Annotated in this window: 19 protein-coding genes; 11 read left to right on the top strand and 8 right to left on the bottom strand. The window is 59.1% G+C overall.

Going from position 1 to position 26,339, the window contains the following annotated elements; translation table 11 throughout:
- Positions 1 to 39: 39 nt before the first annotated feature.
- Both H4317_RS15350 and yidD read right to left on the bottom strand, forming a co-directional pair.
- The gene (locus H4317_RS15350) at positions 40 to 942 is read right to left on the bottom strand and encodes an esterase-like activity of phytase family protein (RefSeq protein WP_185887451.1); all 903 of its coding nucleotides are present in this window, start codon (positions 940 to 942) and stop codon (positions 40 to 42) included.
- 147 nt (positions 943 to 1,089) lie between these two features.
- Positions 1,090 to 1,311 (bottom strand): membrane protein insertion efficiency factor YidD, encoded by a 222-nt coding sequence (yidD, locus tag H4317_RS15345; RefSeq protein ID WP_185887450.1) that lies wholly within the window; start codon positions 1,309 to 1,311, stop codon positions 1,090 to 1,092.
- Between the two features lie 181 nt (positions 1,312 to 1,492).
- Here yidD and H4317_RS15340 point away from each other — a divergent pair, with 181 nt between their 5' ends.
- The 4 genes from H4317_RS15340 (at position 1,493) to H4317_RS15325 (ending at position 8,430) form a co-directional block, all read left to right on the top strand.
- Complete coding sequence (locus tag H4317_RS15340) at positions 1,493 to 3,799, top strand: S46 family peptidase (RefSeq protein ID WP_185887449.1); 2,307 nt, start codon at positions 1,493 to 1,495, stop codon at positions 3,797 to 3,799.
- A 140-nt stretch (positions 3,800 to 3,939) separates the two neighbouring features.
- Positions 3,940 to 5,241 (top strand): hypothetical protein, encoded by a 1,302-nt coding sequence (locus H4317_RS15335; RefSeq protein ID WP_185887448.1) that lies wholly within the window; start codon positions 3,940 to 3,942, stop codon positions 5,239 to 5,241.
- 154 nt (positions 5,242 to 5,395) lie between these two features.
- On the top strand, positions 5,396 to 6,250 hold the full coding sequence (locus H4317_RS15330; protein ID WP_185887447.1) for a PorV/PorQ family protein: 855 nt from the start codon (positions 5,396 to 5,398) through the stop codon (positions 6,248 to 6,250).
- A gap of 50 nt (positions 6,251 to 6,300) precedes the next feature.
- Positions 6,301 to 8,430, top strand: coding sequence for a ComEA family DNA-binding protein (locus H4317_RS15325; protein ID WP_185887446.1), 2,130 nt, complete (start codon positions 6,301 to 6,303; stop codon positions 8,428 to 8,430).
- Between the two features lie 158 nt (positions 8,431 to 8,588).
- Here H4317_RS15325 and H4317_RS15320 read toward each other — a convergent pair whose 3' ends face one another.
- From H4317_RS15320 to H4317_RS15305, 5 genes are all read right to left on the bottom strand, one after another.
- Complete coding sequence (locus H4317_RS15320) at positions 8,589 to 12,215, bottom strand: reprolysin-like metallopeptidase (protein ID WP_185887445.1); 3,627 nt, start codon at positions 12,213 to 12,215, stop codon at positions 8,589 to 8,591.
- Between the two features lie 291 nt (positions 12,216 to 12,506).
- Positions 12,507 to 14,462 carry a DUF3857 domain-containing protein gene (locus H4317_RS15315; protein WP_185887444.1) on the bottom strand — a complete coding sequence of 652 codons (1,956 nt, stop codon included), beginning with the start codon at positions 14,460 to 14,462 and terminating at the stop codon, positions 12,507 to 12,509.
- A 4-nt stretch (positions 14,463 to 14,466) separates the two neighbouring features.
- On the bottom strand, positions 14,467 to 16,521 hold the full coding sequence (locus tag H4317_RS15310; RefSeq protein WP_185887443.1) for a DUF3858 domain-containing protein: 2,055 nt from the start codon (positions 16,519 to 16,521) through the stop codon (positions 14,467 to 14,469).
- A gap of 184 nt (positions 16,522 to 16,705) precedes the next feature.
- The gene (locus tag H4317_RS19560) at positions 16,706 to 16,828 is read right to left on the bottom strand and encodes a hypothetical protein (RefSeq protein WP_490707432.1); all 123 of its coding nucleotides are present in this window, start codon (positions 16,826 to 16,828) and stop codon (positions 16,706 to 16,708) included.
- Positions 16,829 to 16,898: 70 nt separating this feature from the next.
- Entirely contained in the window at positions 16,899 to 18,092 is a 1,194-nt protein-coding gene (locus H4317_RS15305; RefSeq protein WP_185887442.1) for an MFS transporter, read from the bottom strand.
- A gap of 226 nt (positions 18,093 to 18,318) precedes the next feature.
- Here H4317_RS15305 and H4317_RS15300 point away from each other — a divergent pair, with 226 nt between their 5' ends.
- Both H4317_RS15300 and H4317_RS15295 read left to right on the top strand, forming a co-directional pair.
- Entirely contained in the window at positions 18,319 to 20,004 is a 1,686-nt protein-coding gene (locus H4317_RS15300) for a catalase (protein ID WP_185887441.1), read from the top strand.
- Positions 20,005 to 20,177: 173 nt separating this feature from the next.
- The gene (locus tag H4317_RS15295) at positions 20,178 to 20,438 is read left to right on the top strand and encodes a hypothetical protein (RefSeq protein ID WP_185887440.1); all 261 of its coding nucleotides are present in this window, start codon (positions 20,178 to 20,180) and stop codon (positions 20,436 to 20,438) included.
- Between the two features lie 91 nt (positions 20,439 to 20,529).
- Here the strand turns inward: H4317_RS15295 and H4317_RS15290 are convergent, their stop codons facing one another.
- On the bottom strand, positions 20,530 to 21,777 hold the full coding sequence (locus tag H4317_RS15290; protein ID WP_185887439.1) for a serpin family protein: 1,248 nt from the start codon (positions 21,775 to 21,777) through the stop codon (positions 20,530 to 20,532).
- 161 nt (positions 21,778 to 21,938) lie between these two features.
- Between H4317_RS15290 and H4317_RS15285 the strand changes: the two genes are divergently transcribed.
- From H4317_RS15285 to H4317_RS15265, 5 genes are all read left to right on the top strand, one after another.
- Positions 21,939 to 23,822: an ABC transporter ATP-binding protein gene (locus tag H4317_RS15285; protein ID WP_185887438.1), complete on the top strand. Its 1,884-nt coding sequence runs from the start codon at positions 21,939 to 21,941 to the stop codon at positions 23,820 to 23,822.
- Positions 23,823 to 23,843: 21 nt separating this feature from the next.
- Positions 23,844 to 24,296 (top strand): GNAT family N-acetyltransferase, encoded by a 453-nt coding sequence (locus H4317_RS15280; RefSeq protein WP_185887437.1) that lies wholly within the window; start codon positions 23,844 to 23,846, stop codon positions 24,294 to 24,296.
- Positions 24,297 to 24,361: 65 nt separating this feature from the next.
- Positions 24,362 to 24,934, top strand: a complete 573-nt coding sequence (locus H4317_RS15275) for a hypothetical protein (RefSeq protein WP_185887436.1) — start codon at positions 24,362 to 24,364, stop codon at positions 24,932 to 24,934.
- Between the two features lie 71 nt (positions 24,935 to 25,005).
- Positions 25,006 to 25,587, top strand: a complete 582-nt coding sequence (locus tag H4317_RS15270; protein ID WP_185887435.1) for a hypothetical protein — start codon at positions 25,006 to 25,008, stop codon at positions 25,585 to 25,587.
- A 110-nt stretch (positions 25,588 to 25,697) separates the two neighbouring features.
- Positions 25,698 to 26,294 (top strand): DUF4136 domain-containing protein, encoded by a 597-nt coding sequence (locus H4317_RS15265; RefSeq protein WP_185887434.1) that lies wholly within the window; start codon positions 25,698 to 25,700, stop codon positions 26,292 to 26,294.
- The last annotated feature ends 45 nt before the right edge of the window (positions 26,295 to 26,339 follow it).

Below are 26,339 nucleotides of genomic sequence, written 5' to 3'. Positions count from 1 at the left end.
CAGGCGGCTTTTTTGTGAACTTTAAATATAACTGGAGTATCAGAGATTGTACCGGTACAGGGCACCTTCTTCGGTACTGATGAGCAGCGTGCCGTTGTCGAGAAACAGAACCCCTTCTGTTTGGCCGGCCCCTTTCAAAGAAACGCTTTTGGGTGTGGCTTTCAGTGCGCCATTCAGGTCATTCCCTTCAAAGAGATACAGCTCCTGGCGGCCCAGCAGCGCTAAGTGGCGGCCGTCGGGGCTGAGGTCGGCACCGGTTACTTCGCCGGAAATACGCAGCTTAGCCAACAGCTCGGCAACGTAGGAGCCGGGCTGATCTGATACGCTGTACACTTTGCTGGTGCTCTGTGTAGCCCGGTCTTTCGTGAACAGATATACTTTGCCGTCGTGCCAGAGCGAGGCTTCACAATCAAAGTTGCGTTCCTCTTTTGCGGGCGGGAAGGCCGATTGGTCGGGGTAGCGGAAGCTGATTTTGCCAACGCTGTTGGGCTGTTGCGGATTGACGCGGTAAATGGCCAAGTCGCGGCGGGAGTTATTGTTGTTGCCAGCATCCGTCACGAAAACAGTGCCTTTGCCATCATCAGCGAGGCTTTCCCAGTCGATGTTGCGGACGGGCAATTCCCGCTCACCCAACTTCTCGCCCTGCTCATTGATGAGGTACAGAGTAGAGCTGGTACCAGCGTCGCCGTGGGTATAGAAGGTGCCGGGGCGGCCGCCATGTGCCAGCCCGGAGCTTTCCGGAATGCCGCCCTGCAACTCACCTACTGGTTGCAGAGAAGCCACCGGACCGCTGCTTGCCTTGTCCTTTTTGCCTTTCTTGTCTTTTTTCTTTTCGGTTTTAGGAGAGTCGTTCATTTCCTTGGCCGTGTCGCTTTGTGCCTGCGAGCAGGCAGTACTCAGCATCGTAATCAGGCCAAGGCTAAGCAGAAATATTCTGGGCATCGGAAGTAAGCATAAGTGAAAAAAAAGCTGCCCGACCCAAAGAGCCGGAGCAGCTGACTATGCCTTGTACGGAACATGCGCCCATGAGGTGGCGCGTTTGCTATTTGGCCTGTGTAGCGGCGTAAGCAACGCTAGTGGAGTATCTGCTTACGGTACTGGGTCGTGCCCGTGGCCGCCCCAAGGATGGCAACTGGCTATGCGGCGCAGTGCCAGCCGCCCGCCACGCCACGGGCCGTACTTTTCGATGGCCTGCACCGCGTAGGCCGAGCAGGTGGGCGTATAGCGGCAGCTGGCCGGCGTGAGCGGCGAAATCAGGTGACGGTACACCCAGAGCAAGCCCAGGAAAAACTGGCGGAACAAGAACGACATGCCACAAAGAACCGGAAACGGTGCGGAATAAATCCGGGAGAGGCCGCCAGCACAGGCACGCTTCGGGGTAAATTTTTGCGCAGCTAGCTGCCTATGGGTTGCACCGCCTTTTCGTAGCTTTGGAGGCGGGTTGCCCGATTGAGGCCGCCCGGTTTCCTTTCCCTAATTCCCACTCATTGTTATGCGCAAGAACAACTGGGCCAAGGCCCTGCTGCTAACGCTGCTACTGCCCCTCACGGCCCGTGCCGATGAAGGCATGTGGCTGCCCCTGTTCGTGAAACGGCTCAACCAGGCCGACATGCAGAAGAAAGGCCTCAAGCTCACGGCCGAGGAAATCTACGACGTCAACAATGCCTCGCTGAAAGATGCGGTAGTGCAACTTGGCGGTTTCTGCACCGGCGAGTTCGTCAGCAGCCAGGGCTTGCTGCTCACCAACCACCACTGCGGCTACGACGCCATCCAGAGCCACAGCACCCCGCAGAACAACATCCTGGAAAAAGGCTTCTTCGCGGCCACTCGTGCCGAGGAAAAAACTAATCCAGGTCTGTTCGTGGATATTCTGGTGCGCATGGAAGACGTGACCGGCAAGGTGCTGGAGGGCGTCACGGCCGCCACGCCTGAGCCCGAGCGGGTAGCCACGGTGCAGAAGCGCCAGAAGGAAATGGCCGACGCGGCCAAAGAAAACGGCCAGTACGTCGCCTACGTGCGCGACATGTTCGGCGGCAACGAGTACTACCTGTTCGTGTACCAGCGCTTCGGTGATGTGCGCCTGGTAGGTGCGCCGGCCGAAGCCGTGGGCAAGTTCGGTGGCGACACCGACAACTGGATGTGGCCCCGCCACACCGGCGACTTCTCGATGTTCCGGGTGTACGCCTCCAAAGACAACAAGCCTACTGCCGGCTTCGCGGCCGACAACATTCCGTACGTGCCCAAGAAGCACCTGCCCGTAAGCCTGCAGGGCGTGAATGAAGGCGACTTTGCCATGGTGTTTGGCTTCCCGGGCCGCACGCAGCGCTTCCTGCCTGCTGCCGGTCTGCAGATGACGCTCGACCAGAGCAACCCCGCCCGCATCAAGCTGCGTGACACGCGCCTGAAGCTGTGGAAAGAAGACATGGACCAGGACGCCGCTTTGCGCCTGAAGTATGCCTCGAAATACGCCAACATAGCCAACTACTGGAAGTATTTCATCGGCCAGAATGAAGGCATGAACCGTCTGAAAACGGTGGATGCCAAGAAAGCCGAGGAAGCGTCTCTGATGCAGTGGATTGCCCAGGATCCGGCCCGTGGCCAACAGTACGGCGAAGCTCTGAACAGCATCAACCAAGCCTATGCCGGTCTGCGCCAATACAACCTGAGCGCCAACTACGTGAACGAGGCTGCTTTCGGTACCGAAATCATCACGCTTTCTTCGCGCATGATGCCGCTGTACATGGCCCTCAAAGCCACTCCCGCCGACAAAGCTGCCATCAGCAAAGCCACCGCCGACCTGAAGGAGCCAGTAGCTGAGTATTTCAAAGACTACAGCGCCTCTACTGACAAGAAGGTATTTGCCGCGCTGATGGGCCTGTACATGAAAGACGTGCCCGCCGAGCAGCAGCCCGACGTGTTCCAGACCGTAAAGAAGCAGTACGGCGGCTCCATGCAAAAATACGCCGACTACGTGTATGCCAATTCCTTCCTGACCTCGGAAGCCAAGGTGAATACCTTCTTGGCCGCGCCTTCGCTGGCGAAGCTGGAGGCAGACCCTGGCTTTAAGACGTTCAACTCGGTGTACACGAACTACACCCAGAATATTTTGCCCAAAATGCAGGCCCTGCAGAGCGGCCTGACGCGCGCTAACCGCCTGTATGTAGCCGCGCTGCGCGAGAAAAACACGCAGAAGGTCTATTCACCCGATGCTAACTCCACCATCCGCCTGAGCTATGGTACCGTACGCCCCTATAAAGGCCGCGACGCTGTGAGCTACGACTACAAAACCACGGCCCAGGGCATTCTGGAAAAGGAAGACGCCACCAACCCGGAGTTTGTAGTGCCTCAGAAAGAGCTGGAACTTCTGAAAATGAAAGATTACGGCCGGTTTGCTGACAAGGAAGGCAACCTGCCCGTCGCCTTCATCACCGACAACGACATCACGGGCGGCAACTCTGGCTCCCCCGTTATCAACGGCCGGGGTGAGCTGATTGGCCTGGCATTCGATGGCAACTGGGAAGCCATGACCGGCGACCTGGCCTACGACCCCGAGCTGAAGCGCTGCATCAACGTGGATATCCGCTACGTGCTGTGGTGCATCGAGAAGCTGGGCGGTGCCAAGCACATCGTGGATGAAATGACCGTAGTAAATAACGGCCCCAACCCCGGCGTAGGCGCTGCTACGGCCTCGGCCGCTGGCCTAAGCGACGTGGAAAAGATGAAGGTGAAGACCGAAGACGGTCAGAAAACCAAAGTCAAGAAGAAGAAAGCCAAAGAAGGCGCAGCGGCTGGCATGTAAGCAGCCCGCTTCGCGCTGAAGCTAACAGACGCCCCAGCATCGGAAGATGTTGGGGCGTTTTGCGTTGGAAACAGCCAGTGATGCGTCGGAATACGCTGGTATTTCCCGTTGTTTGCGGCTCGTATGACCTCCTGCTTTCTATGCAAATAACGGCTGCCTTCCTCCGCACCGCAGGCTGCTGGCTGGTGCTGGCCGCTGCCCTGCTGGTGCTCACCCTCAACCGCCACGCCACGTCCAAAGCGGGCCGCTTCACCTACAAAAGCGAGGTGTGGGCCGACAAAGCCGGCTACTATGTGTACCTGCCAGCTACCTTTCTCTACGGCTTCGATGCCCGCGCTTTTCCGGATAGCGTGGAGTTTAAAACCGGCAAAGGCTTTCAGCTGGACCGAACTACCGGCAAGGTGATAACCAAGTACCCGTATGGAGTAGCGCTGCTGCAAAGCCCATTCTGGCTGACGGCCCACGCTCTGAGCACCGAAAAGACGGGTTTCTCCAAACTGGAGCACAAATCCATTGACATTGCGGCAGTTTGGTATGTGCTGCTGGGACTGGGGCTGCTATGGCGGGTGCTGCAGCAATGGCTGCCGGGCAAGCAGGCGGTGCTTACGCTGGCATTGCTGTTGCTGGGTACCAACCTGGGGTTTTACGCCATCATCGAAACGGGCATGTCACACGTGTATGCCTTTTTCGCCTTTGCGCTGCTGCTGCACGGCTTGCACCGCCTTCAGCCAGCCAGCACAGGGCGCAACTCCGCGCTGGGTATATGGCTGCAGATTGGACTAGGGCTGGCCCTCATTGTGGCCCTGCGCCCAATTGATGCTGTGTGGGCGGCGCCGTTGCTACTATGGGGAGTGGCCGATAGTGCCGGGTTGCGGCAGCGGCTACGAGAGTTGCTGAGCCTGCGGGTGCTGGCAGTACTGGTCGGCTGCGTAGGTCTGCTGCTGCTGCCTCAGTTGGCCTACTATCAGTACCTCAAAGGATCCATGCTCACGTACAGTTATGGGCAGGAAGGCTTCCCATATTGGGCCCGCCCCAAGCTGCTGGAAGTGTGGCTGGCGCCCGAAGACGGGCTGTTTCTCTACAATCCGGTGTTGCTGCTGGTGCCCGTAGGCTTGGTGCTGCTATGGCGCAGCCGCCCGGCTACGGCGGCGCTGGTGGCGGTGGTTGCGTTGGGCGTTTCTTACACCTACGCGGCGTGGTGGGCCTACACGCTGGGCTGCAGCTATGGACACCGTGGCTTCGTTGATTTTTTGCCGGTGCTGGCGCTTCCACTAGGAATGGCGCTGCAGCGAGGAGCCAACTCGCGCTGGTGTGGGGTGCTGGCCCTGGGATTGGTGCTGCTAATTGCCTACAACCTGAAGCTCAGCTTTGCTTACGAAACCTGCTTCCCGACTGACAACGACTGGGACTGGACTTCCTGGTGGAAGCTGCTGACTGCTTAGCCTGAGCTCCCGCACTATCGTGCGCCGATTTCGCCTGTGCAGTGGCGCCATTTAAGGCGTGGCGGTTGCCGTGAATAAAATTGCGCGAAAGTGCCTCAGGCTTTGATGCTCAGGGTTTTTATACTACATTTCATTCGTCTTATCTTATATATCTATGCTGAAGAATTACGTGTGCTCTGCTTGCTTGCTTTTGCTGGCAGTATCGGGTTACGCTCAGGGCAATGGCCCTGGCACAAGAGGGGCCCGAGCGGCGGCGCTGGGCAATACCTCCGTCACGCTCAGCGACGTATGGGCCATCGGCAACAACGCGGCCGGACTAGGCCAGATAAGCGCCCCAACTGTGGGCGTGTACGCCGAAAACCGCTACTTATTGTCGGCTCTGAATACAGTAGCACTGGCAGCAGCGGTGCCCTTGGGCAAGGTGGGGAACGGCCAGGCCACCCACGGAGTAGTGGGGTTTGAAGCAGAACGGTTTGGCGGCAAGCTCTACAGTGAGCAGCGCATAGGAGCCGGCTACGGCTACCGAGGCGGCCTCGTGAGCATCGGTGGCCGCGTAGATATGCTCCAGGTAAGCATCGAAGGCTTGGGTAGCAAGCGGGCAGTGGCCGTATCATTGGGCGGGCAGGCCGAGTTGGTGCCTAAGCGGCTGGTATTCGGGGCCTACCTCTATAACCTGAACCAGGCCAAACTCGCCGAGTATCAGCAGGAGCGGGTGCCCACAGTGCTCAAGGCGGGCCTTTCGTATCGGCCTACTGCCAAAGTGCTGCTCAACATCGAAACCGAGAAGGAAGTAGAGCAGTCAGCCGATTTTAAGGCCGGCCTAGAATACCGCGTGATTGACGCACTGGCCTTGCGGGCCGGACTGCGTACCCTCACGCAGGAGACGACCGGAGGCGTAGGCTTTCGGGCCGGTGCACTCCAAATCGACTACGCGGCGGCCTGGCATATGGCGCTGGGGCTAAGTCAGCACTTAGGCGTTAGTCTGGCTTTCAGCGGGAAGCAGCCATGAGGTCAGCCCGCGTATCGCAGTGCAGCGCGTTTGGTTTCGCGCCTCGCACCATGTTGCCTCATACTAAAACCGGCGGCGCAAAGCGGCGGGTTGCGGCAGTACTGGCACTGCTGTTGCCCCTGGCAGCCCAGGCCCAGGAGTACGTGCGCCCCGCCGCCGACCTAGACCGGCTGACGCAGGAGTTGTTTGCTGAAATCCAGAGTGACCAAGTGCCCTACGAGGACCTTTACGAAACGCTGCTTCAGTACTACCAGACGCCGCTCAGCCTGAATTCAGCTTCTCGGGAAGAACTGCGGGGCCTGCTGCTGCTGTCCGAAAACCAGATCAGTAAGCTGCTGGAATACCGCCAGCAGCGCGGGCCGCTGCTCAGCCTCTACGAACTGCAGGCCGTTCCGAGCTTCGATTTGCGCAGTATCTACCGCATAGCTCCTTTCGTGACAGCGCAGGCTGCCGGGGGCGCCAATGCGTTGCGCGGCCCGTTGTGGCAGCGGGTGTTTAAGGAAGACAACAATGCGCTGTTTATGCGCTACGAGCGGGTGCTGCAAACCCGCAAAGGCTACACTACTGCCCCCACCGACAGCCTAGGCCAGGGGCCTACTCGCTACTTAGGTTCGCCCGATAAGCTGATGCTGCGCTACCGCGTCAGCCACGCCAAGGACTTTAGCCTGGGCATAACTGCCGAAAAAGACGCGGGCGAACAGCTGCTCTGGAACCCCACAGCCCGCACCTACGGCCCAGATTTCCTGTCGGCGCACTTTGTGCTGCAGGAGCGGGGTAAGCTCCGCACGCTGGCCGTCGGCGACTATCAGCTACAGTTTGGACAGGGGCTGCTATTGTCGTCGGGGCTGCAGGTAGGCAAGGGGGCCGAAACCATTACCACGCTCCGCCGCAGTTCGGTGGGCGTGCGGCCCTATTCCTCCATCCTGGAAAGTACCTTCTTCCGGGGTGCGGCTGCTACCGTAAGCTTGTCGCCTACGGTACGCGCTACCGGTTTTGTATCGCGCAAGCGGGTAGATGCCAATGTGCAGCAGGCCGCCGACTCCCTAGCGGAGTTTGATGAGTTTTCGTCGGGTTTTCTGCTGACTGGTTTTCACCGGACGGCCAGTGAGCTGGCGAACCGCCAAACGCTGCGCGAAACCGTAGCGGGCGGCAACCTGGGCTACACCAGCCGCAGCGGCCACCTGTCCGCCGGCCTCACGGCCGTCGATACGCATTTTGATAAGGCGATTCAGCGTCGGCCCGAACTGTACAACCAATACGAGTTTCGAGGAACTCACAATCTGGCCTTAGGGGCGCACTACAGCTACGTACGGGGCAATGTGCTGCTGTTTGGCGAAACGGCGCGCAGCAGCAGCGGCGGCTGGGGCACGGTAAATGGCGTGCTGGCCAGTCTCGCGCCTGCTATTGATGTATCGGCGCTGGTGCGGCACTACTCCCGCGACTTTCATACGCTCTATGGTAACGCCCTAAGCGAAAACACCCGCAACATCAACGAAAGCGGACTGTATCTGGGACTGAAGCTGCGGCCGGTAGCGCGCTGGGAGGTGTCGGCTTACTACGACCAATTTCGGTTTCCGTGGCTGAAATATGGGGTAGGAGCGCCTTCGGCGGGGCACGACTGGCTGGTGCGGGTGGCGTATTCGCCCACGAAAACCAGCCTGCTCTACGCTCAGATTCGGAGCCGCCAGAAAGACTATGATGCCAGCACCGACCAGCCGGCTCCCCTGCCCGTACCGACTACGCGCCAGAGTCTGCTGCTGTACTACGATGCTAACCCGACGCTCATTCTGGGGCTGCGCACACGGGTGCAGGCCAGCCGCTACCGCGAAGATAATGGCCCATGGCAGCGGGGCTATGTGCTGGCGCAGGACGCTTCCGTTGCGGTAGGCCGTCGGCTGCGTCTCACGGCCCGCTATGCCATCTTCGATACCGACAGCTACGACACCCGACAATACGTGTTCGAGCAGGACGTGCTGTATGCGTTTTCGGTGCCGGCACTTTCGGGGCAGGGCACGCGCATCTACGGCATTGCCGAAATCAATTGCAGCCGTCACCTCACGTTCTGGCTGCGGCTGGCCGAAACCCACTACCGCTACCAGAACACTGTCGGCTCAGGCCTCGAAGAAATTCAGGGCCCTCGTCGTACGGAGTTCAAAGCTCAGGCCCGCTACCGGTTCTAGTAGGGTCTCAAGTAGGACGTATTGCGCTGAGCAAAATCCAGCCGCATAAAACAGTGAACTGTAGTGTTTCTGTCTCAAAAAGCATGTGAACCGACGAGACATAAAAAGGGCGGCTTCCCAGTGGGAAGCCGCCCTTTTTATGAGAAAGCAGCCGCTGCTTATTGCTTCAGCAGTTTCACTACGGCTGTGCCTTCCGGCATATCTAGGTGCAGCTGATATACACCGCTGCTCAGCTTGCTCAGGTCAAGAGCGTGCTGAAGCGGCGCGCCTGCCTTGCTGAGCGCAGTGCGGCTCACCGTGCGGCCCAGAGCATCCGTCACGCGCAGCGTAACAGTGCCACGCTGAGCGTTGTCTACTTTCACCTGGAACAGGCCATTGCTAGGGTTAGGATATACTTCCACACCACGTAGCAGCGCTTCGTTCTGGGTAGCCAGTGTTGTTACGTTAACGCAGGCTTCGTTGGAGTAAGCCGAAGTGGCAGCCCCGCTGATGGCCCGTACGCGGTAGCAGTAGTTGCCATTGGCGCCGCTGATCTGGTCCGCGTAGTAAGTCGAGTTAGCGGGCAACGTAGCCAGAAGGGTGTAGACGGTGTTGCCGGCGCCCGTGCGTTCCACCTGGTAGCCGGTTTCGTTGGTGGCATTGTCCAGCCAGATCAGGTCTACGTTTGCGCGGTTGTTCGTTACGCCGTTCAGCAGAGCCGTCAGGGAGGCTGGTGCTACAGGCGGCTCAGCCAGCGTGCAAAGCTCCAGCGTCCAGCCAGTCAATTGGCCACCATTGCTCGGGTTGTTGTCCGCAATGCTCAGTGTCCAGTTGCCGGTAGCGGCATCGTTGAGGAGGTTTGCCAGCGAGTTAGCCGGGCGGTAGGTAGCGCCGCCGGTAAGCGGGCAAGTAATAGCCGAAGCAGCATCTTCGCTCAGCGTCAGGTTGATATCGGAAGTGCCGGGGCAGGCATTCGCCAGCAACACTACCGTACGGCCCGCTGGGTTCGTCAGCGAAATGGTCAGCTCGCTTACATCGGGGTGCGTGATGGCCAGGTTGCGAATACGGATGTTGCCCACCCGCTCGCCATTCTGCACGTTGATGACCGACGTTACGGTTGGCGTAGCACCAAACGGAATGTTCACCGGAACCTGCGTTGCAACAGCCGTGAAGCAGGACAGCGTGCCAATCTGGAACGAAGAAACTGCCGAGTAGGGAGCAATACCGCAGGGGCTGGTACCGCGTACACGCCAGTAGTAAGTAGTGCCGGTGGTCAGAGGCAGCGAAGCTACCGTGAAGTTGGTGCCGGTTACGTTGGTCTGGGTGAGCAGCACGTTTGCGAAGCTGGCGTCAGACGCTACCTGTACCTCGTAGGCCGTTGCGTTAGGCACAGCACTCCACGTAAGGCGGGGCCGGGGGCTTACTACCTGCGCCGCAACTGGGCTTACTGGAACAGCGGCTGCAGTAGCGCTAGGCAGCACCGTGAAGGTGAACTGCTGCGTCTGGGTGATGCTGCCGCTCGTGCCCGTCAGGTTGATAGTGTACGTACCGCCAGCGGTGCCAGCGGCTACCGCAACCGTTGCCTGTACCGTGGTGCCGGCAGCCGTCGTTGCGTTGTTATACGTAACCGTTATACCTGCTGGCAGGTTGGTTGCTGACAGAGCTACCTGACCAGTGAACGACTGAATCTGACCTACGTTGAGGTCAAACGTGGAGGAAGCGCCAGGGCAAAATGCGGCAATCTGCGTAGCTACCGGAGCCAGGAAGAAGGTGGGCGCGCCGGAGTTCGTAATAGAGAAGTTCTGGTTCGACAGGTCGAAGAACACGTTGCCGGAAGCCTTCACCTTGATACGGGCAGTGGTGGTAGCGGCTACGGAAGTAGGCACCGTCACATTCTGATACCCATCATTCGGCGTATTAGCCAGCAAAGTGGTAGGGAACGTGCGGCCTCCATCTGTTGAGAGCAGAATATCTACGTTGGCAGCATTGATGGGTGCCGCGGTAGTATTCGCCACGTCCCAAGTTACCTGCTGCGGTGCGCCAGCCTGCCACGAAGCCGACGACGTGTTGGGGAGCGTTACCAGGAACGGACCGGCCGTGCCAACTACAGCTACGTTCATCGAGTCATAATCGACCCCGCCACCGCCTACGCGGTTGTCGCGAGCCACAAAGCGGAACACCAGCCGGCGAGCGTACGAAGGAAGAAGCTCACCACGCACCTGCGTGTTCGTGAGCAGCGCGCCCAGAGCACCAGTTGGCGTCAGGGTAGCAGGGAAAGTACGGGTAGGAGAGGCCACCGGGGCATAAGCGCGGAAAATAGGCGCATCGCCGGTCGGCGAGTTGGGGGCACCGCCCGGACCTAGGTTGAATTGCTCCCAGCTATACGTCAGGGCATCGTTTTCGGGGTCAGTGGCTGAGCCGGTCAGCTCAAATGGAGTGCTGAGCGGAATGCGGTAGTTGGCACCCGCGTTTACTACTGGCGCATTGTTGCCGGTAGGCGTGTTCACACCGCAGTTTCCGCCAGCCGCCATGTGGGCCACTAGCTCATCGAAGCTGTAGGAGTGGAAATATGGATCGGAGTTGTTTTGCGTGTTGTCGGCGCCGCAGATGCCGGCATAGGCCATGATGGTCGTGCCGGAACCAGGCTCATAGGCTGCAGAAGCCGAGCGGTTGCCGCCACTGCACGAGCCAATCGTACCGTTGAACGTATGGTTGCCACCGAATTGGTGGCCGATTTCGTGGGCCACGTAGTCAATATCGAAGGCGTCACCGAAGGGAGCTGGTCGGCCGGTCATACCGCGGGCTTTGCCGTTGGTAGCGCACAGGCTGCGCAGCTGGGCTACGCCACCATCACCCGTCGCAAATACGTGGCCGATGTCGTAGTTGGCAGCACCGATACGGGCCGTCACAACAGCCTGATTTTCCGTCAGGAGAGTAGTCGAGGAGTTGTTCGTGAAGGGGTCCGTGCTACCGTTCAGGAATACGAGCGTGTCGTTTTTCGGAATCAACACCAAGCGGGCCGCTACTTCCTTCTCATACACACCGCTCACGCGGTTAACCGACGTAACGATTTTGGAGAGAGTCAGAGCTGTAGTGGGAGCAGCCGGAGCGCAAACAGCCACGGCGTATTCGCCGGTGCAGGAAACGGCTAGCCGGTAGGTTTTCAGCGTCGTGCCGTTCGGAATGGCCGCGGGCATCGGCGGTGTCAGCACTGAGCCAGCGGCACCAATGGCAGCCCCCGACGTGAGACACTCGAACCGCACATTGTCCTTATTCATAGACGTCCGGTCAAACACCAAGTGGGTGTTGTCGGTCGGCGAAACAGGGTCAATAAAGATGGTGCGCGACGCATTCGTAATCATGGCGTGGAAGCCAGCCGGCGAAATATCGAGGCGGGCCGTAGCGCTAGGGTCATCAATGCCCTGCGCCTCATACGTGCGGATCTGCGGGTATTTTGCAGCCAGCTGTGGTGCCATCACGGGCACCTGCACTATACGGAAGCGCTGCGAGCTGCCATCTGGCAGTGGCAGCGAAATAACCGTGCTGGAATTACGAGCGCCCGAACCGGCTTCTGCCGGAGCCGCTGCCAGTGCAGCGCGCATGGCAGGCAGCTGCATGGTTACGGAACGGTACTGCCGCAGGGCTTGGGTGGTGGTGCGGGCAGCAGTAGGCAATGCTTCGGTCGCATCGGCCCACAACACGCGTTGAGCCGACACCGATAATGGCGACCCGGCCGCCGCCAACAGCAAGCCGCCCAACAGGGCCGGCCGCCATGTGCGCCGCGAGGAGGTAAAGGTTTGCAACATAAATTGTGCTTTGGAAATGGAAAAGTCAAAGAAAATAGAAGGCCCTAAGATACTGTTTTTTACACATGGCTTGGCGTGCTCAGGCATCAGTTTTTGGGCGTTGATTCCTCAATGAAGAAAAACATGCAACGCTAGATAATATAGATATAGAGCTGTTTATGAGTTAGTAAGACGCTGTTTGTGGATAGGAAAGCCAAGTAACCGTGTGGAGTGATTCGGTACACCCGCAACGCAACGGCCCGCCAAAACAAGTTCTGGCGGGCCGTTGCGTTGCGGGTGTACGCTAGTCTTCTAGGCGTCGGTTTTCACGAGTACAACCTGCGCTTTATCGGCGGAGCTGATGCGGCGCCGGAAGTCCTGATAAGCCGGATAATCGGTCTGAGGAAAGCGGGTACGCGGCATCAGCAAGCGGCGCACGTACAGCAGGGTGCCGTCGGGTAATGCCTGCACCTGGCTGGAATACGTACCGAAAGTGGTGCTAAGCTGTACGGGCGTCGGCAGGCTTTCGGGCTTGAACCCAGCGGGCACATGAATACGGACCGTATCGGAGTAGCTGAACGGGTTATCGAGCCAAATGGCAGTGCGCCGCTCCCCAACGGCCGCCGGCAGAGCGCTCCAGCGGCTGAGTAGGTTGGGTGTCAGGAAAGCCCGCTTGCCCGATACCGAAGCCCAGCCCGGCAGCGTCAGGCCCAGGTTTTCGGTTAGGGTGGGGACAAGGCTGCGGCGGTCCTGGGCGTAGCTGAGCTTGCTGATGCTGAAGTTGGCCAGCGGCAGGTGCTCCGCCAGGGCCTTTTTCTGGTCGGCCAGGTTCTGGGAGTTGGCCATGCCCGCATACCCATCTTGCTCCAGGCCGCTGCGCCGGGTCCGGACGGTAGCCGTAGCGCTGCCCTGCGCATCTAGGTATACATCAGCCAGCCGCTCCCGGCGGTTATCGGCGGCCAGATACTGCGGCGTGCGCACCACGCGGCCACCCTGTGGCGTAATGAGCAGCGCGTGGCGGTTGCCGGTAAAGCTGCTCATGTAACCGAATGGATTGGTTTGGCTCGTGCATTCCAGCCAGACGGTATCCCGCTTGGCGGATTTCTGCAGCGGCACGCACAGTACCACATGGTTGAATTGCTGGCTCGGAAACTCAGTCCGCACATCCTCCTCATTGGCCCGCACTAAGGCGCAGTATCCCGTAATGCCGGCCGTTTTCAGCAAAGCTTGGCAATAGTTGGTGAGGGCTTTACAGTCGCCGTAGCCGCTGGCCGCTACGCTGCTGGCTGGAAACGTCTGCCAGCCACCGATGCCCAGCTGTACCGAGATGTAGCGGGTGTTGGCCTGCAGCCACTCGTATACTTTCCGGATGCGCGCCCGCTCATCGGTTTCGCCCTGCACCAATGCCCGGATCTTCTCCTGAACGGCTACCGGCAGCTCGTCGCGGCCCACATTGAGCTGATAATTCCACAGGCCCAATGCCTGCCACGAGGTGAGCGTACCGACGTGGCCCTGCACCTCAAACTGTGTGGGAGCTGTGAAAACCACCGGTGTCGTTTCGCCTACTGGCGGCCCGTCGGGTTCTGCTTCCACTGCCGCCAGATTCCGCACCTGCCACTCGTAGCTTTGCAGCACTGCCGAAACCGAGGTGCGAGCTACTGCTGTTCCGGCTGGCAGGCCGCGCTCCAGATACCGCAGGGGTAGTTCGGCGGGCGTAAGCACCCGGAAAGTGGCCTGCTCCACGGCCAGCTGCTCCCGGGCCTGCGGCCGCCAGGTAGAGTAGAACAGCGTATTAGTGGAGTTGACTTCGTACTCGAATTCTACCGTGTAGGGGTACACTGGCTGGCGTAGGTCGGCCACCCGGCCACGGCCGTCATTAGCCAGACTGAACCCATCGGAAAGCGAAATGTCTCCGATTTCGGATGCTTTGAGGGTGCGCAGCAGACGGCCATCGGCAGCATAGGCGCTGCCGCGCAGGTAGCTCACCGTATTGAGTTGGTCATAATAGACCAGTTCCTGGGCATGGTGCGCGCCGGCTTCGTCAAAAATGGTGACGGCGCGGCGTACGGTCTCGATGGTGCGGCCTGCTGACTTTACCAGCAGGGTTTCATCGGAGAAGCGGACTACGGCGTGTGCATTTTCGCGCAACGAGCCCGGAATGTCGGCCACCAGATATTTGGGAGGCTGGCCGGCCAGCACCGGGCTGCCTGCCAATAGGCTCAGCGCCGCCAGGGCTGCCCGGCAGATGCGCTTCAGGAGGAAGGCCACAGACTTAGGATTTCTTTTTTAACACAATCTGTTCCGCCTGCTTGGCCACTACCAAGCGGTAGAATTCGCGCAGATCCGCATAAGATTCTGCCGAGTACACGGGCCGGCTCAGGCTAAGCCGGCTCACCAGCTGCAGCGTGCCATTGGCACCAGGCTGCACTTGGTACATGAAGCGGCCACCATTGTCCGGCAGCGTTACGGCGGCCGGTTTAGGAAGCTCCTCTACTTCATAGCCGGCTGGCAAGGTTAGGGTCATCACCAGGGTTTCATCCACGAGGCAGCCGAAGTCCACGGGGAACTGGCGATTTTCGTGCACAAACGGGTTTTTGCTGTTGCCGAAATGCTGCAGCGGGCGCAGATACAGCATGCCCGCCTGGGCGTCGCTGCCCGCCACGTTCACCTCATAGTCGAAGGCCAGGGGCTTGTCGAGGGCGTCGCGTTGCGCAAACTGATACTTGCTCACATTCCAGCCTTCGCGGCCTTGCAGCATTTCTTCCACATATTTCTTTTCGCCTTTTTCGCGCAGCCGGTCGCGCTGGGCCAGGCCAGCGTAGCCGCCGTGCTCCGAGTGGATCTTGCCCGTGTAGCCGCCTTTGTCGTCCAGCGTCAGTTGGATCTGCTGGTACTCGGTAAGACGCTGCTGCGGAACCAGACTGATCCAGCGGGAATCAGCTGACTTGGGCATGATAAGGCGTCCTACATTGTTGAGGCAGCGCGTGGGCAGCATGCCGCACGGAACCAACTCTTCGGTGGCATCCAGCAGCATTTCTTTGCCTTCCGGCAGTGCAACGTGTGCTACTACGTAGTTGAAGCGTGAAAGCAGCGGCATAAATTCCTGGTTCACGAAACCATGGTCGCGGGTGCTCAGCAGTACCGGATTTGCCTGGAAGCCAGCCTCCCGCAACGCCGCAATCAGCAGCAGATTTACATCCGCCGCGTTGCCACGGTGCTGGTCGTAGGCCTTGCGCAGCGAGGTGCTAGTATAGTACCAGTCGCGCCCGTTGTACTTCACTGATTTGCGCACTAGGTCGTGCACGGCTGCAATGCGGGCGGCGGGGTCGGTGGTTTTGGCCAGTAGCGGCGTCAGTTGGTCTTTCAGGAAGCCGCCTCGCTTGAGTTGGGCGCCAAAATTCTCGTCAGCCAGCAGGTCATCGTTGATTTTCTCCCACGAGTCGGACACCGGCCGGTACGGCTGGCCTTCCCACTGCACGCCGGCAAGCTCGAAGTCGAGGCGGGAAACATAGTCCCGCGACGAAGTCATGAAGGGTTCATCCCGGAAAGCTGGCACGTTCTGCGCAGCCCAGCGGTGCGTTTTCAGGGGCAGCACAACTGAGGAAGCCGAGCCCGCTACGCGTTGCGTGTTGAAGCCACCGCCCGCGTAGCCACCTTCCTGCCGTACCGTCGCCTGCATCGAGCCCTCAGCGTGCTCTGCCACTGCCAGTGGAACGTAGCCCTGCATCAGAATTTTGTAGTCGAAATACGCCGGAATAGAGGCCCGATACTCGCTCCAGCGCACCGGAATAGATTCCTGAAACTGCCAATCCTGGAAGTTGAAAGTGAAATCAGACTGGACGGTGTAGGCGTATTCAATAACGGCTCCTTCGCGCACGTTGGGCAGCGTGAATTTGCGCATCGTCACGTTGCTGTTGGCTTCTTCCCGGAAGGTAGTAGCATCGTCGAATTTCTCTTTCGCAATCTGACCGTTTACCAGGTTGTAAGTATAGCCGCGCAGGTTCAGCAGCTTCTCTTCACGGCCGGCCTGATGGTAAAGCGGCACTTTCACCGTTGCCCAGTCGTAGCCGGATTTCTTCAGGATTTTGATGCGCGTAATCCGGTCAAACACAACCCGAAAATCACCGTCAGCATACTCGAAGCGGGAACGGCCATAGTCGCACAGCACCACGGCCTCAGCCGCGCTGTCCGCCACGAAGTTTTTGGCTTCAAAGTCCTTGGCATCCGGCTTGCCGAATTTGATAGGATCCGTTTGGGCAAGTGCCGAAGTAGAGGCACAGGCCAGTACAGCCAGCAGGCTTAGCCGGCAGAGTACAGGTGTTGTCATAAGTAAGTTGAGAGGGATGTAAAAAACCAGTTGAAAAGCGACTGGTCCCCGCCAAAAGCTGGGAAAAGAAGATAAATAGGCGACGAAATATGCCGGATGTGGCACATGCAGAATTACGGAAGTATAAAGGTCAGCACTTTTTCTATATCGGCATATACCAGTATGAAGAAAAAATGAAGTTTGGCTACTTCCGGGTCACCACCAGCATTTCAGCGCACTTAGCCGCCGCCCGCTGATGCAGTTCACGCAGAGCAGCATACTCATCTGGACTGTACTCCACTTTGTTGAGTTGGAGCCTAGCCAGCATTTGCACGGTTTCGGGAGTGAGTGGGCTGCGAAACTGTGTAGTCTACAAGCAGCCATTCTGCTTTCGAGGCTTATGCTGCCGGCTGCTTCGCCCGCACACCCACCAACAGATACACCAGGGCCACCAGCGTCAGGGCCATGCTCAGGCCATGCACGTAGGGAAGGCGCGCAATCTGGTTGCTGAAGAGCCAGCCGCCCAGCAGGGCCCCCAGCCCGATGCCAACTTCCAGAGCAATGTACATGGTGGCCACCGCCCGCCCGCGTCGCTCGGGGTGGCTTAGGTCGATGGTCCAGGCGTAGAGGGTAGGGGAGTTGAGGCCAGTAGCCAGCCCGAATAGTACCGCTGAGCCCAAAAACAGCGGCACCGACTGGTCTGCCAGCATCAGGATGCCCAATGACACTACCATGAGGGCCGTGGACAGGCGTAGAACGGGCACCCGGCCATACGTGTCGGAAGCGCGGCCAGCCAGCAGACGCACCACCAGCGAGGCCAGCGTGTAGCAGGTATAAAACAGGCCCTTGCTGTGGTCGGCCAAGCCCAGCGCCTCGCTCTGGTCGGGCACTACGGTCAGGATGGCGCCAAACGGAAACAGGCACAGCAACGTCACGACAGCCGGAGCCAATACCTGCGGTTCCAAAATCTCGCCCCAGTTGAGGCGCAGTAGGCTCCAGCTGAACTTCTGGCGCTGCGCCTGCGGTAGGGTTTCGGTCATGGTACCCTGCACAGCTAGGCTCAGCAGCGCCAGCCCCGAAGAACAGTAGAACAGGGTGTTGAGGGAAAATGCCGCCGTAATGAGCGGCCCCACAGCCGGCCCGGCCGCCATACCCAGTGAGCCAGCCACGCCCAGCAGGCCCATGGCCTCGCCGCGGCGCTCCAGCGGAATGATGTCGGCAATGAAGGCAGCAGTGCCGGTAGGCTTAAACCCCGTGCTAAAGCCGTGCAGCAGCCGCAGCCCCAGAAAGCCTGCCACGGTGGTAGTCCAAGGGTAGAAGAAGCCGCAGATAAAGCACACCAGCGAGCCGAACACCATCACCGGAATCCGCCCCACGGTATCGGCCAGCTTGCCGCTGAAGGGCCGCGAAATACCTGCTGTGAGCGTGAAAAGGGCAATGATAAAGCCCTTGTACTCGCCGCCGCCCAGCCGCGTGAGGTACGCGGGCAGCTCGGGCAGCAGCATATTAAAACTCATGAAAAAGAAGAACGACGACAGGCACATCAGCCAGAAGCCGGCGCTGTAGGTACGGGTAGTAGTGGTAGCGGGCATGGGCCACAAAGGTAGCCAGCGTGGCTGGGCAAGGCCAGAACAACTGCCCTTATTCCCGAATCATTAGCGCCGCAACCCTGTTCATGAGTTGAGGTGGGCACGCTGCAGCCTTCCATTGTGAGGTAGTAGCTTCTCCATGAACCCCAAATTTTGTAAGCTGCATTCCGAACAGCCGACCTCTCAACGCGGTACTTTAGTCACGCAACCTCTAAAACTATTCGTAGCCATGGCACAAGACCAAAATACAGGACAGAACGGTGCAAACGGCGCTGCCCCTTCCGGCAACGGTACCGGCACGGCCGTCACGGGCGCGGGCAGCTCCGTAGACCAGCGCACCGCCGACGGCGAGAATGGCCAGACCCTAACCACGCGCCAGGGACATCCGCTGACCAACAACCAGAACCTGCGCACCGTGGGCAGCCGCGGCCCGGCCACGCTGGAGCAGTATGCCTTCTTGGAAAAAATCAGCCATTTCGACCGGGAACGGGTGCCGGAACGGGTGGTGCATGCTCGCGGTGCAGGCGCGCACGGCGTGTTTGAGGCCTATGGCAAAGTAGGTAACGAGCCCATTGAGAAATATACTCGTGCCAAGCTCTTCAATACAGCCGGCAAGGAGACGCCGGTGTTCGTGCGCTTCAGCACAGTAGGCCATGGCGGCCACTCGCCGGAAACTCTGCGCGACCCACGCGGCTTTGCGGTGAAATTCTACACCGAAGATGGCAACTGGGACCTAGTAGGCAACAACCTGAAGGTGTTCTTCATCCGGGACGCCATGAAGTTTCCGGACCTGATTCACTCGCAGAAGCCGGACCCGGTAACCAACCGCCAGAGCGGGGAGCGTATTTTCGACTTCATCTGCAACACGCCGGAAGCTATGCATATGGTTAGCTTCCTGTTTTCGCCCTGGGGTATTCCGGCCAACTACCGCCAGATGCAGGGCTCGGGCGTGAATACCTATAAGTGGGTGAATGCCGCCGGCGAGGCCGTGCTGGTGAAGTACCATTGGGAGCCGCTGCAGGGCATCAAAAACCTGACAGCATCGGAAGCCGAAACCATCCAGGGTAAAAACTTCAACCACGCCACCCAGGACCTATTCGACAACATCAAAGCCGGCAACTTCCCGCAGTGGGAGTTGTGTGTGCAGATAATGTCCGACGGGGAGCATCCTGAGTTGGATTTTGATCCGCTGGATGACACCAAAATCTGGCCGGAAGACCAGTTTCCGTTCCTGCCGGTAGGCAAGATGACACTGAACAAAAACCCCGAAAACTACTTCGCGGAGGTAGAGCAGGTGGCATTTGGCACGGGTGTTCTGGTCGATGGCCTTGACTTCTCCGACGACAAGATGCTGCAGGGCCGTACATTCTCCTACTCCGATACGCAACGCTACCGGGTGGGCACCAACTACCTGCAACTGCCCATCAACGCGCCGAAAAAACATGTGGCTACTAACCAGCGCGACGGCCAGATGGCGTACCACGTAGACACGGCGCCTGGCCAGAACAATCACATCAACTACGAACCGAGCAGCCTCAACGGCCTGAAAGAAGCGCCCCGCTCTGCTCCAGACCACACGCCGGAGTACACGGGCCGCCTCATCCGCCAGACCATTGACCGGCAAAACAACTTCAAGCAGGCCGGCGAGCGGTACCGCTTGCACGAAGACTGGGAACGGGACGACCTCATCAATAACATGGTAGGCGCCCTGGCTGATGCTGACCATAAGGTGAGCGACAAGATGGTGGAACTCTGCACCAACTGTGACCCAGACTGGGGCAACCGCTTGGCCGAAGGCCTGAAAGCCGCCCGCGCCGGTAAAACGGCCGAAGGAGGCAACCAGTACAACGAAGGCAAAGCTGCCGCCGCTGTGGAACAGGCCGAAGCCACGGCGCACAACGCCCAGCCTTACTAGCATTACCGGAAACCCGTACAAACACACAAAAGCCCCAACTCATATGAGTCGGGGCTTTTGTGTGTTTGGTGAGATGGTCAAAACAGGCTGTTGAACCGTCGTGAGAGCAAAGCCCGACAATATCCTACGCCTACAGGGTGCCGTACGAAAGCCTGCACCAACCTTGCCGCATCATGCCGCTCCACCCTGAATTAGACAAGAAGCTGAGTAAGCTGTATGAGCCTTCAGCGCGAATCGACGATGTATTCAAAGGCTACGACATCACCTTTCTGACCAATAGGGAAGGCGAGCCTATGACGCTGTTTTTCGGCCGGCGCCGCCCCGATGGGGCCATTTCCGGTGAGCGGTTCACGCGTACTATCAAGCGCGAGCCCGGCAGCCAGGAAGTGCGGTCCAGCCACTGGGACAACCAAGGCAAGATTATGAACCGCTGAGCCAAGCGGGGCGCTACAAAAAAGCCGGGCGGCTATTCGCCTGCTGCAACAGACGTAAGTGCAGCTACCCGACTTTTTTGGTACGTAGCATTTACGGCTGTACTAGCTGCCCCATGAACAGCACGGCGTTAGACGACTTTTCCCGAATCAGAAACAGAAAAGGCCGGTCAACGACAATAGTGGGCGGGATAGAGGTAGTCACGACGCCCACCGACGTAACAGCTGCTGCTTCGGTGCCTTCTTCATCTACCTCCAAAAACGTTTTGTGCTCCACTTTGCTGATAGCCAAGCCTTGGCTGGAATTCTGCAGCATTCGGCTGAAGTTGGCCCGCTCCGTGAAAGCCTCCCCCATACCCAGTTGGGTCAGGATGCTGCTTAGCTCCTTTTTGTATTCCATCCGGAACTTAGGCATGCGCAGCTCCCAGGTGCTGGTTGTGGCTGCGGCCAGCCAAGTATCTAGGTTGGCGCTGGTCAGCTGGCTGCTGACGTTGGCCAGGGTAGCGGATCCGCTGGGTACTATCACCGTCATGCTGAACTGCTTGTTGCCATAGGGCAGGTCGATTACCTGTTTGGTAGCATCGGCATAGTAGCCGTACGAGCCGTTTTTGAGCGTCATAAAATCTACAGAAGCCGTGGAGCCGTCTTCCTTGTGGAAAGTAGATTTTCGCGTGAGGGTCTTATCAAATTTCTTGGCCCACGACCCTTTGAAATAGATGGCATTAATCAGGTACATCACATCATCGGCGTTGGTCTGCTCCACGATGCTGGTAATGCGGGCCTTGGTTTTGTCGCTCACCCACTGGTTGATGGCGTTTTTAGTGCTTACGTCACTGAAATTTACCGCCCGCAGCGTGGCGTCGAAATACAACTGATTGGTCTGCGCGAAAGGTGCTTGAAGGGTGTATTGCTGGCCGTGCCAGATAGAGTTAGCCGCCGCAAACTCCACGGTCCGGTCAATAGTAGTCAGCAGCTCAAACAGCGACTTAAACGACTGGTTGATGGCCGCGTCGGTCTGGCCCGTAAATCCCAGCGTTTGGCGCATAGCGTCCTTGGTCGTGCCGTCGGCACCGTTGTACGTCATGGTGAGGGCCGCCGAAATACTCAGCGGTGAGATAAATAGATTGCTGCTGCCCGCTCCCGTACGAAGCGCCGCGAAAGTGCGGTAGCCGAAGTCGTTGGTGCTGCTCAGGGTCTGGACTTCCTGCGCCGTGAGTGGGCGGGTTTTTGGTTCGTTGCCAGGGTCGGCTTCGGGTGTGCCTTCTTTCTGGCAGGCTGAAAACAGAAGAGCAGCCCCGGCTAAACTCAGTAGCGTGGCTCTGGAAGGAATAAAGTGTTTCATAGCAAAGCGAGTAAAAGTGGAGTCAAGCAATGAAAAGTTAGAAAGGCTTCCTTTCTAAGAGCTCTGGTATATAAGAAAGGTTGCATGTTATTATTGGTGGTTTGTTCTGCCAAAACGGCCGCCCGTGTACTCCGGCCCGAAGTGTGCCGTATAGCCGCCATATGTCTTGGTTTTCTTCGCTTTTCAATGCCGTTTCGGCCAAACGGCCCCGTCCGGAAGGCAAACCCGCCCTCACGGTGCGGGAACGGTTTTCGGCCCTCAAAAATCTACCGGAATTTCTGCGCCTGATCTGGCAGACCAGCCCGGCCCTCACGCTCGGCAACGTAGCGTTGCGCCTGCTGCGGGCGGCCCTGCCGGTGGCCATGCTCTATGTAGCCCAGCTCATTCTCGATGCCGTGGTGCAGCTTAGCCGCCTGCCGGCCGCCGAGCGGGTTCTGGCCCCGGTGCTCACGCTGGTAGCGCTGGAGTTTGGCCTCGCTATCCTGTCCGATGTGCTGGGGCGCGGCGTGGCGCTACTGGACTCGCTGCTTGGCGACCTGTTCGCGAATCAGACATCAGTGCGCCTCATGCAGCACGCCGCCGAGCTGGACCTCGACCAGTTCGAAGACAGCGCGTTCTATGACAAGCTGGAGCGGGCACGCCGCCAGACTCTCTCGCGCACCGTGCTGATGGCCCAGGTGCTCAGCCAGGCCCAGGATATCATCACCATGGGCTTTCTGGCCGTGGGGCTGGTGGCCTTCAATCCGTGGCTGCTGGGGCTGCTGCTGCTGGCGGTGGTGCCGGCTTTTCTGGGCGAGTCGCACTTCAACGAACGAAGCTACTCGCTGGTGCACGGCTGGACGCCCGAGCGGCGCGAGCTGGACTACCTGCGCCAGACCGGCGCTTCCGACGAAACGGCCAAGGAAGTGAAGATTTTCGGGCTCAGCAGCTTCTTGATTGACCGGTTTAAGCTGCTTTCTGATGAGTTCTACCAGAAGAATAAGGACCTCGTGATTCGGCGGGCGGGCTGGGGCGCTTTTTTCGCGGCGGTGGGCGCGGCCGGCTACTACGCGGCCTACGTCTACATTATCAGCCAAGCCGTGTATGGGCGCGTCAGCATTGGGCAGCTCACGTTTTTGGCCGGTTCGTTTGCCCGCATGCGGGGCCTGCTCGAAGGCATTCTGAGCCGCTTCAGCACCGTGGCCGAAGGCGCGCTGTATCTGCAGGACTTTTTCGACTTCTTCCACCTCAAGCCGCGCATTGTGCGCCAGGAGCTGACGGGCGAAAGACCCATACCCTTCCCCCGGCCCATTCGGCAAGGGTTTCAGTTTGAAAACGTGGGCTTCAAGTACCGCAATGCCGAAAAATGGGCATTACGCAACCTCAATTTCATGCTGCAGGCCGGCGAGAAGTTGGCGCTGGTGGGCGAAAACGGTGCTGGCAAAACCACCCTTGTCAAACTACTGGCCCGCCTCTACGACCCCACCGAAGGCCGCATCCTGCTCGATGGCTACGACCTGCGCGAGTACGACCCCGCCGAGCTGCGCCAGGAAATAGGGGTGATTTTCCAGGACTTTGTACGCTTCCAGCTGCCAGCGGGCCAGAACCTGGCCGTGGGCCGCATCGAGGAGAAAGACAACCGCCCACGCATTGAGCAGGCTGCTAACCTCAGCCTCGCCGATTCCGTCATTGCCAAGCTGCCCGGCGGCTACGAGCAGATGATTGGCCGCCGCTTCAATGGCGGTGTAGACCTGAGCGGCGGCGAATGGCAGAAAATTGCCCTTGGCCGCGCCTACATGCGCGACGCTCAGCTGCTCATCCTCGACGAGCCTACCGCCGCCCTTGATGCCCGCGCCGAGTACGAGGTGTTCCAGCGCTTCAAGGACCTCACACAGGGCAAAACCGCCATCCTCATCAGCCACCGCTTTAGCACCGTGCGCATGGCCGACCGGATTCTGGTAATTGAGCACGGGCAATTCGTGGAAATTGGGAGCCACGAAGAGCTGCTGGCTCGTGGTGGCCGCTACGCCGAGTTGTTTCAGCTGCAGGCGGCCGGGTACCGATAACGGGCGTGTTATCTTTACAAGATGCTCGACTACCAGTTTCTTCCGGATATCTCCGCTGCTCCACACGGGCAGATAGTGGATCTGCTGGCCGCTGTCTTCACCGAAACGCCGCATGCTGAAACTAAAGCAGACCTGCGCTACCAGCAGCAGCGCCAGCCGGTGCAAGCATGGGTGGCCTTCATCGGTGAAGAATTGGTAGGCTGCAAGCTGGGCTACGAACGGAAGCCAGGCCACTATTACAGCTGGCTGGGCGGTGTGCATCCTGATTTCCGGGGCCAGGGCATTGCCGCGGAGCTAATGCGCCAGCAGCATGCGTGGTGCCGGGAGCAAGGCTACCACCGCATCCGCACCCAGACCTATAACCGCTGGCGGGCCATGCTGCTGCTCAACCTGCGCCACGGTTTCGATATCGTCGGGACGGTGCAGGGCAGCCATGGGCTTACCATTGTGCTGGAAAGGGAGTTGGCCGCCTAAACTTGAGTAGGTTGCAACTTGCTGGGCGAAAAGGCTATCATCCAGATACAAGTAAGCGGAGTATCATGGTGAAAAAAATACTATTGGTGGCGCTGGTTAGCATCGGGTTGCCGGCCTGCGAAAAATGCGGCCCGTTCAAGAAGGAGTATTACGACATCGTGGGGGTGCAAGCACTGCTGCTGCGGCAGCCCGCCGGAGCCGCTGGGCAGGTACTGACTACTGGCCAAAGCGTATCGACGGCTGATCTGCAGCTGCGGCTCCGGCTGGACACCCGACTGTATAGCGCCCGGCCGGCTTCTACTGGCGGCTTTGCGGCCATGGCCTGCGACCCCACCGGCCCGGAGTATACCGAAGCCATCGACTCACTGACCGTTACCAGCCGCTTCGATTACGATGCTCAGCATCCGGCGGGCTCGTCGCTGAACGACTTGGTGCAGCTGGAAAATGAATATGGCCAGCTAATTCCGCTCCGCGAGTGGCTGGCCGTGCCCAGGGTGGTGGGAGAGGGGCCGGACCCGGCTTTTCGGTTCCGGCAGGTGCCTGCCAGCTCCTTGGTCCAGCAGTTTCGGGTGCGCTACCACCAAACTAACGGCGAGGCATACACTACCGAAACGGTAGCCATCGAAATCCAGCCCTGACCTTTGGCTGAGTAGTATTGCTACCGATTTTTTTCTATTGAGCACATCGTACAGATATCTTCCGCTGCGCCATGACTAGGAAACTTCTGCTCGGCCTATTGCTATTGGTGCCGCCGGCCGGCTCGGTGCTGCTGAGTTGCGCCAAAGATGATGAGTGCCGAATTGGGGACGTGGCGCGCTACTATACCATCACGGGCCTAGCACTGGCTGCCAGCCGCCAAACTACAGGCGCCTCGCCCGGCCCCAACGAGCCGGTACCGGCCTCTGACCTGCTGCTGGCTGTGCAGCTGCAAACCACTTACTACGGTTACCGGCCAGCTTCCTCCGGCGGGTGGCTGTCGGCGGCCTACGCTTGTCCACCTACCCCTGCCCCCGGCTACTTGGGTACGAAGCAGCCCCTCGATTCGGTGGTGATACGCAGCCGCTTTGCCTATGATGCCGGGCACCCGGCCGGGGCCTCACTCAACGATTTGCTGCTGGATATCGAAACTGGCCAGGAGTTCTCGCCCCGTGGCAACCAGGCCTATGCTCCCCGGCTGCGCTTCATGACCCCACCTGCTCAGGCCGGGCCACAGCAGTTTTGGGTCCGCTACCGGCTTGGCACCGGAGAAGTTTATACTGCCGAAACCCCTGTGCTGCAGCTAACCCGATAGCACTTGGGCTAAGACAAAATTATTAATCGATTTTCTGTCTGACAATCAGTTCCTAACAAGCCCGCAGTTTCGTAACTTGATGGTGTGTCACCACCCCATTAGTGCTGCGTATGAAACCGTCGATTACCCTTTTTGTAGGCCTGGCTCTGGCCCTTTCTGGCTGCTTTGCCGCGCGCGAGGCTCGCATTGAGTCTGATTATAGCTATGCAGGCAATTTCCGCCGCTACCGCACCTACGAATTTGTTACCGGCGACGGGCTAGCCTCTGATACCAGCAAGCTAGGCGAAGCCGTGCGCGACGCCATCCGGCTTCGGCTCAAAGTGCAGGGCTACAAAACCAACAAGCGCCGCCCCGATCTGCTGGTAAACTTTCGCGTTTTCGAGGGCGACATGCGTTTCCGCGGCTACGTGCAGGAGGAAATTAGCCGCTGGGTGAAGGAGGAAAAGGTGGAGGATGAGGAAACGCCTTCTGATTACCGCCAAGGCTACCAGCCCCAGCGGATGCTGCTGGCCGAAGGGACGCTACTCATCACGCTCATCGACAACCGGACCAACCGCGCCGTTTGGAACGGCTACGCTTCCGGCGTCACGGTGCCCAGCGGTCCGCAGGCCGAAATCGTATTGCGCCGCTCCGTCCGCTCCATCTTCGACCAGTACCGCGTCTTCACCGAAGGCTACCTCGACGGCAACCACATGACGGAAAACTAGCCGCTTTGTGTTGACTCTTGAAAAGCCCGGATAGCACTACCAACT

Origin of the sequence: Hymenobacter sediminicola (assembly GCF_014250515.1) — a bacterium.
GTDB classification, from domain to species: Bacteria; Bacteroidota; Bacteroidia; order Cytophagales; family Hymenobacteraceae; genus Hymenobacter; species Hymenobacter sediminicola.
The sequence above is the reverse complement of the archived record's forward strand: the minus strand, read 5'-3'. Positions and strand labels throughout refer to the sequence as shown.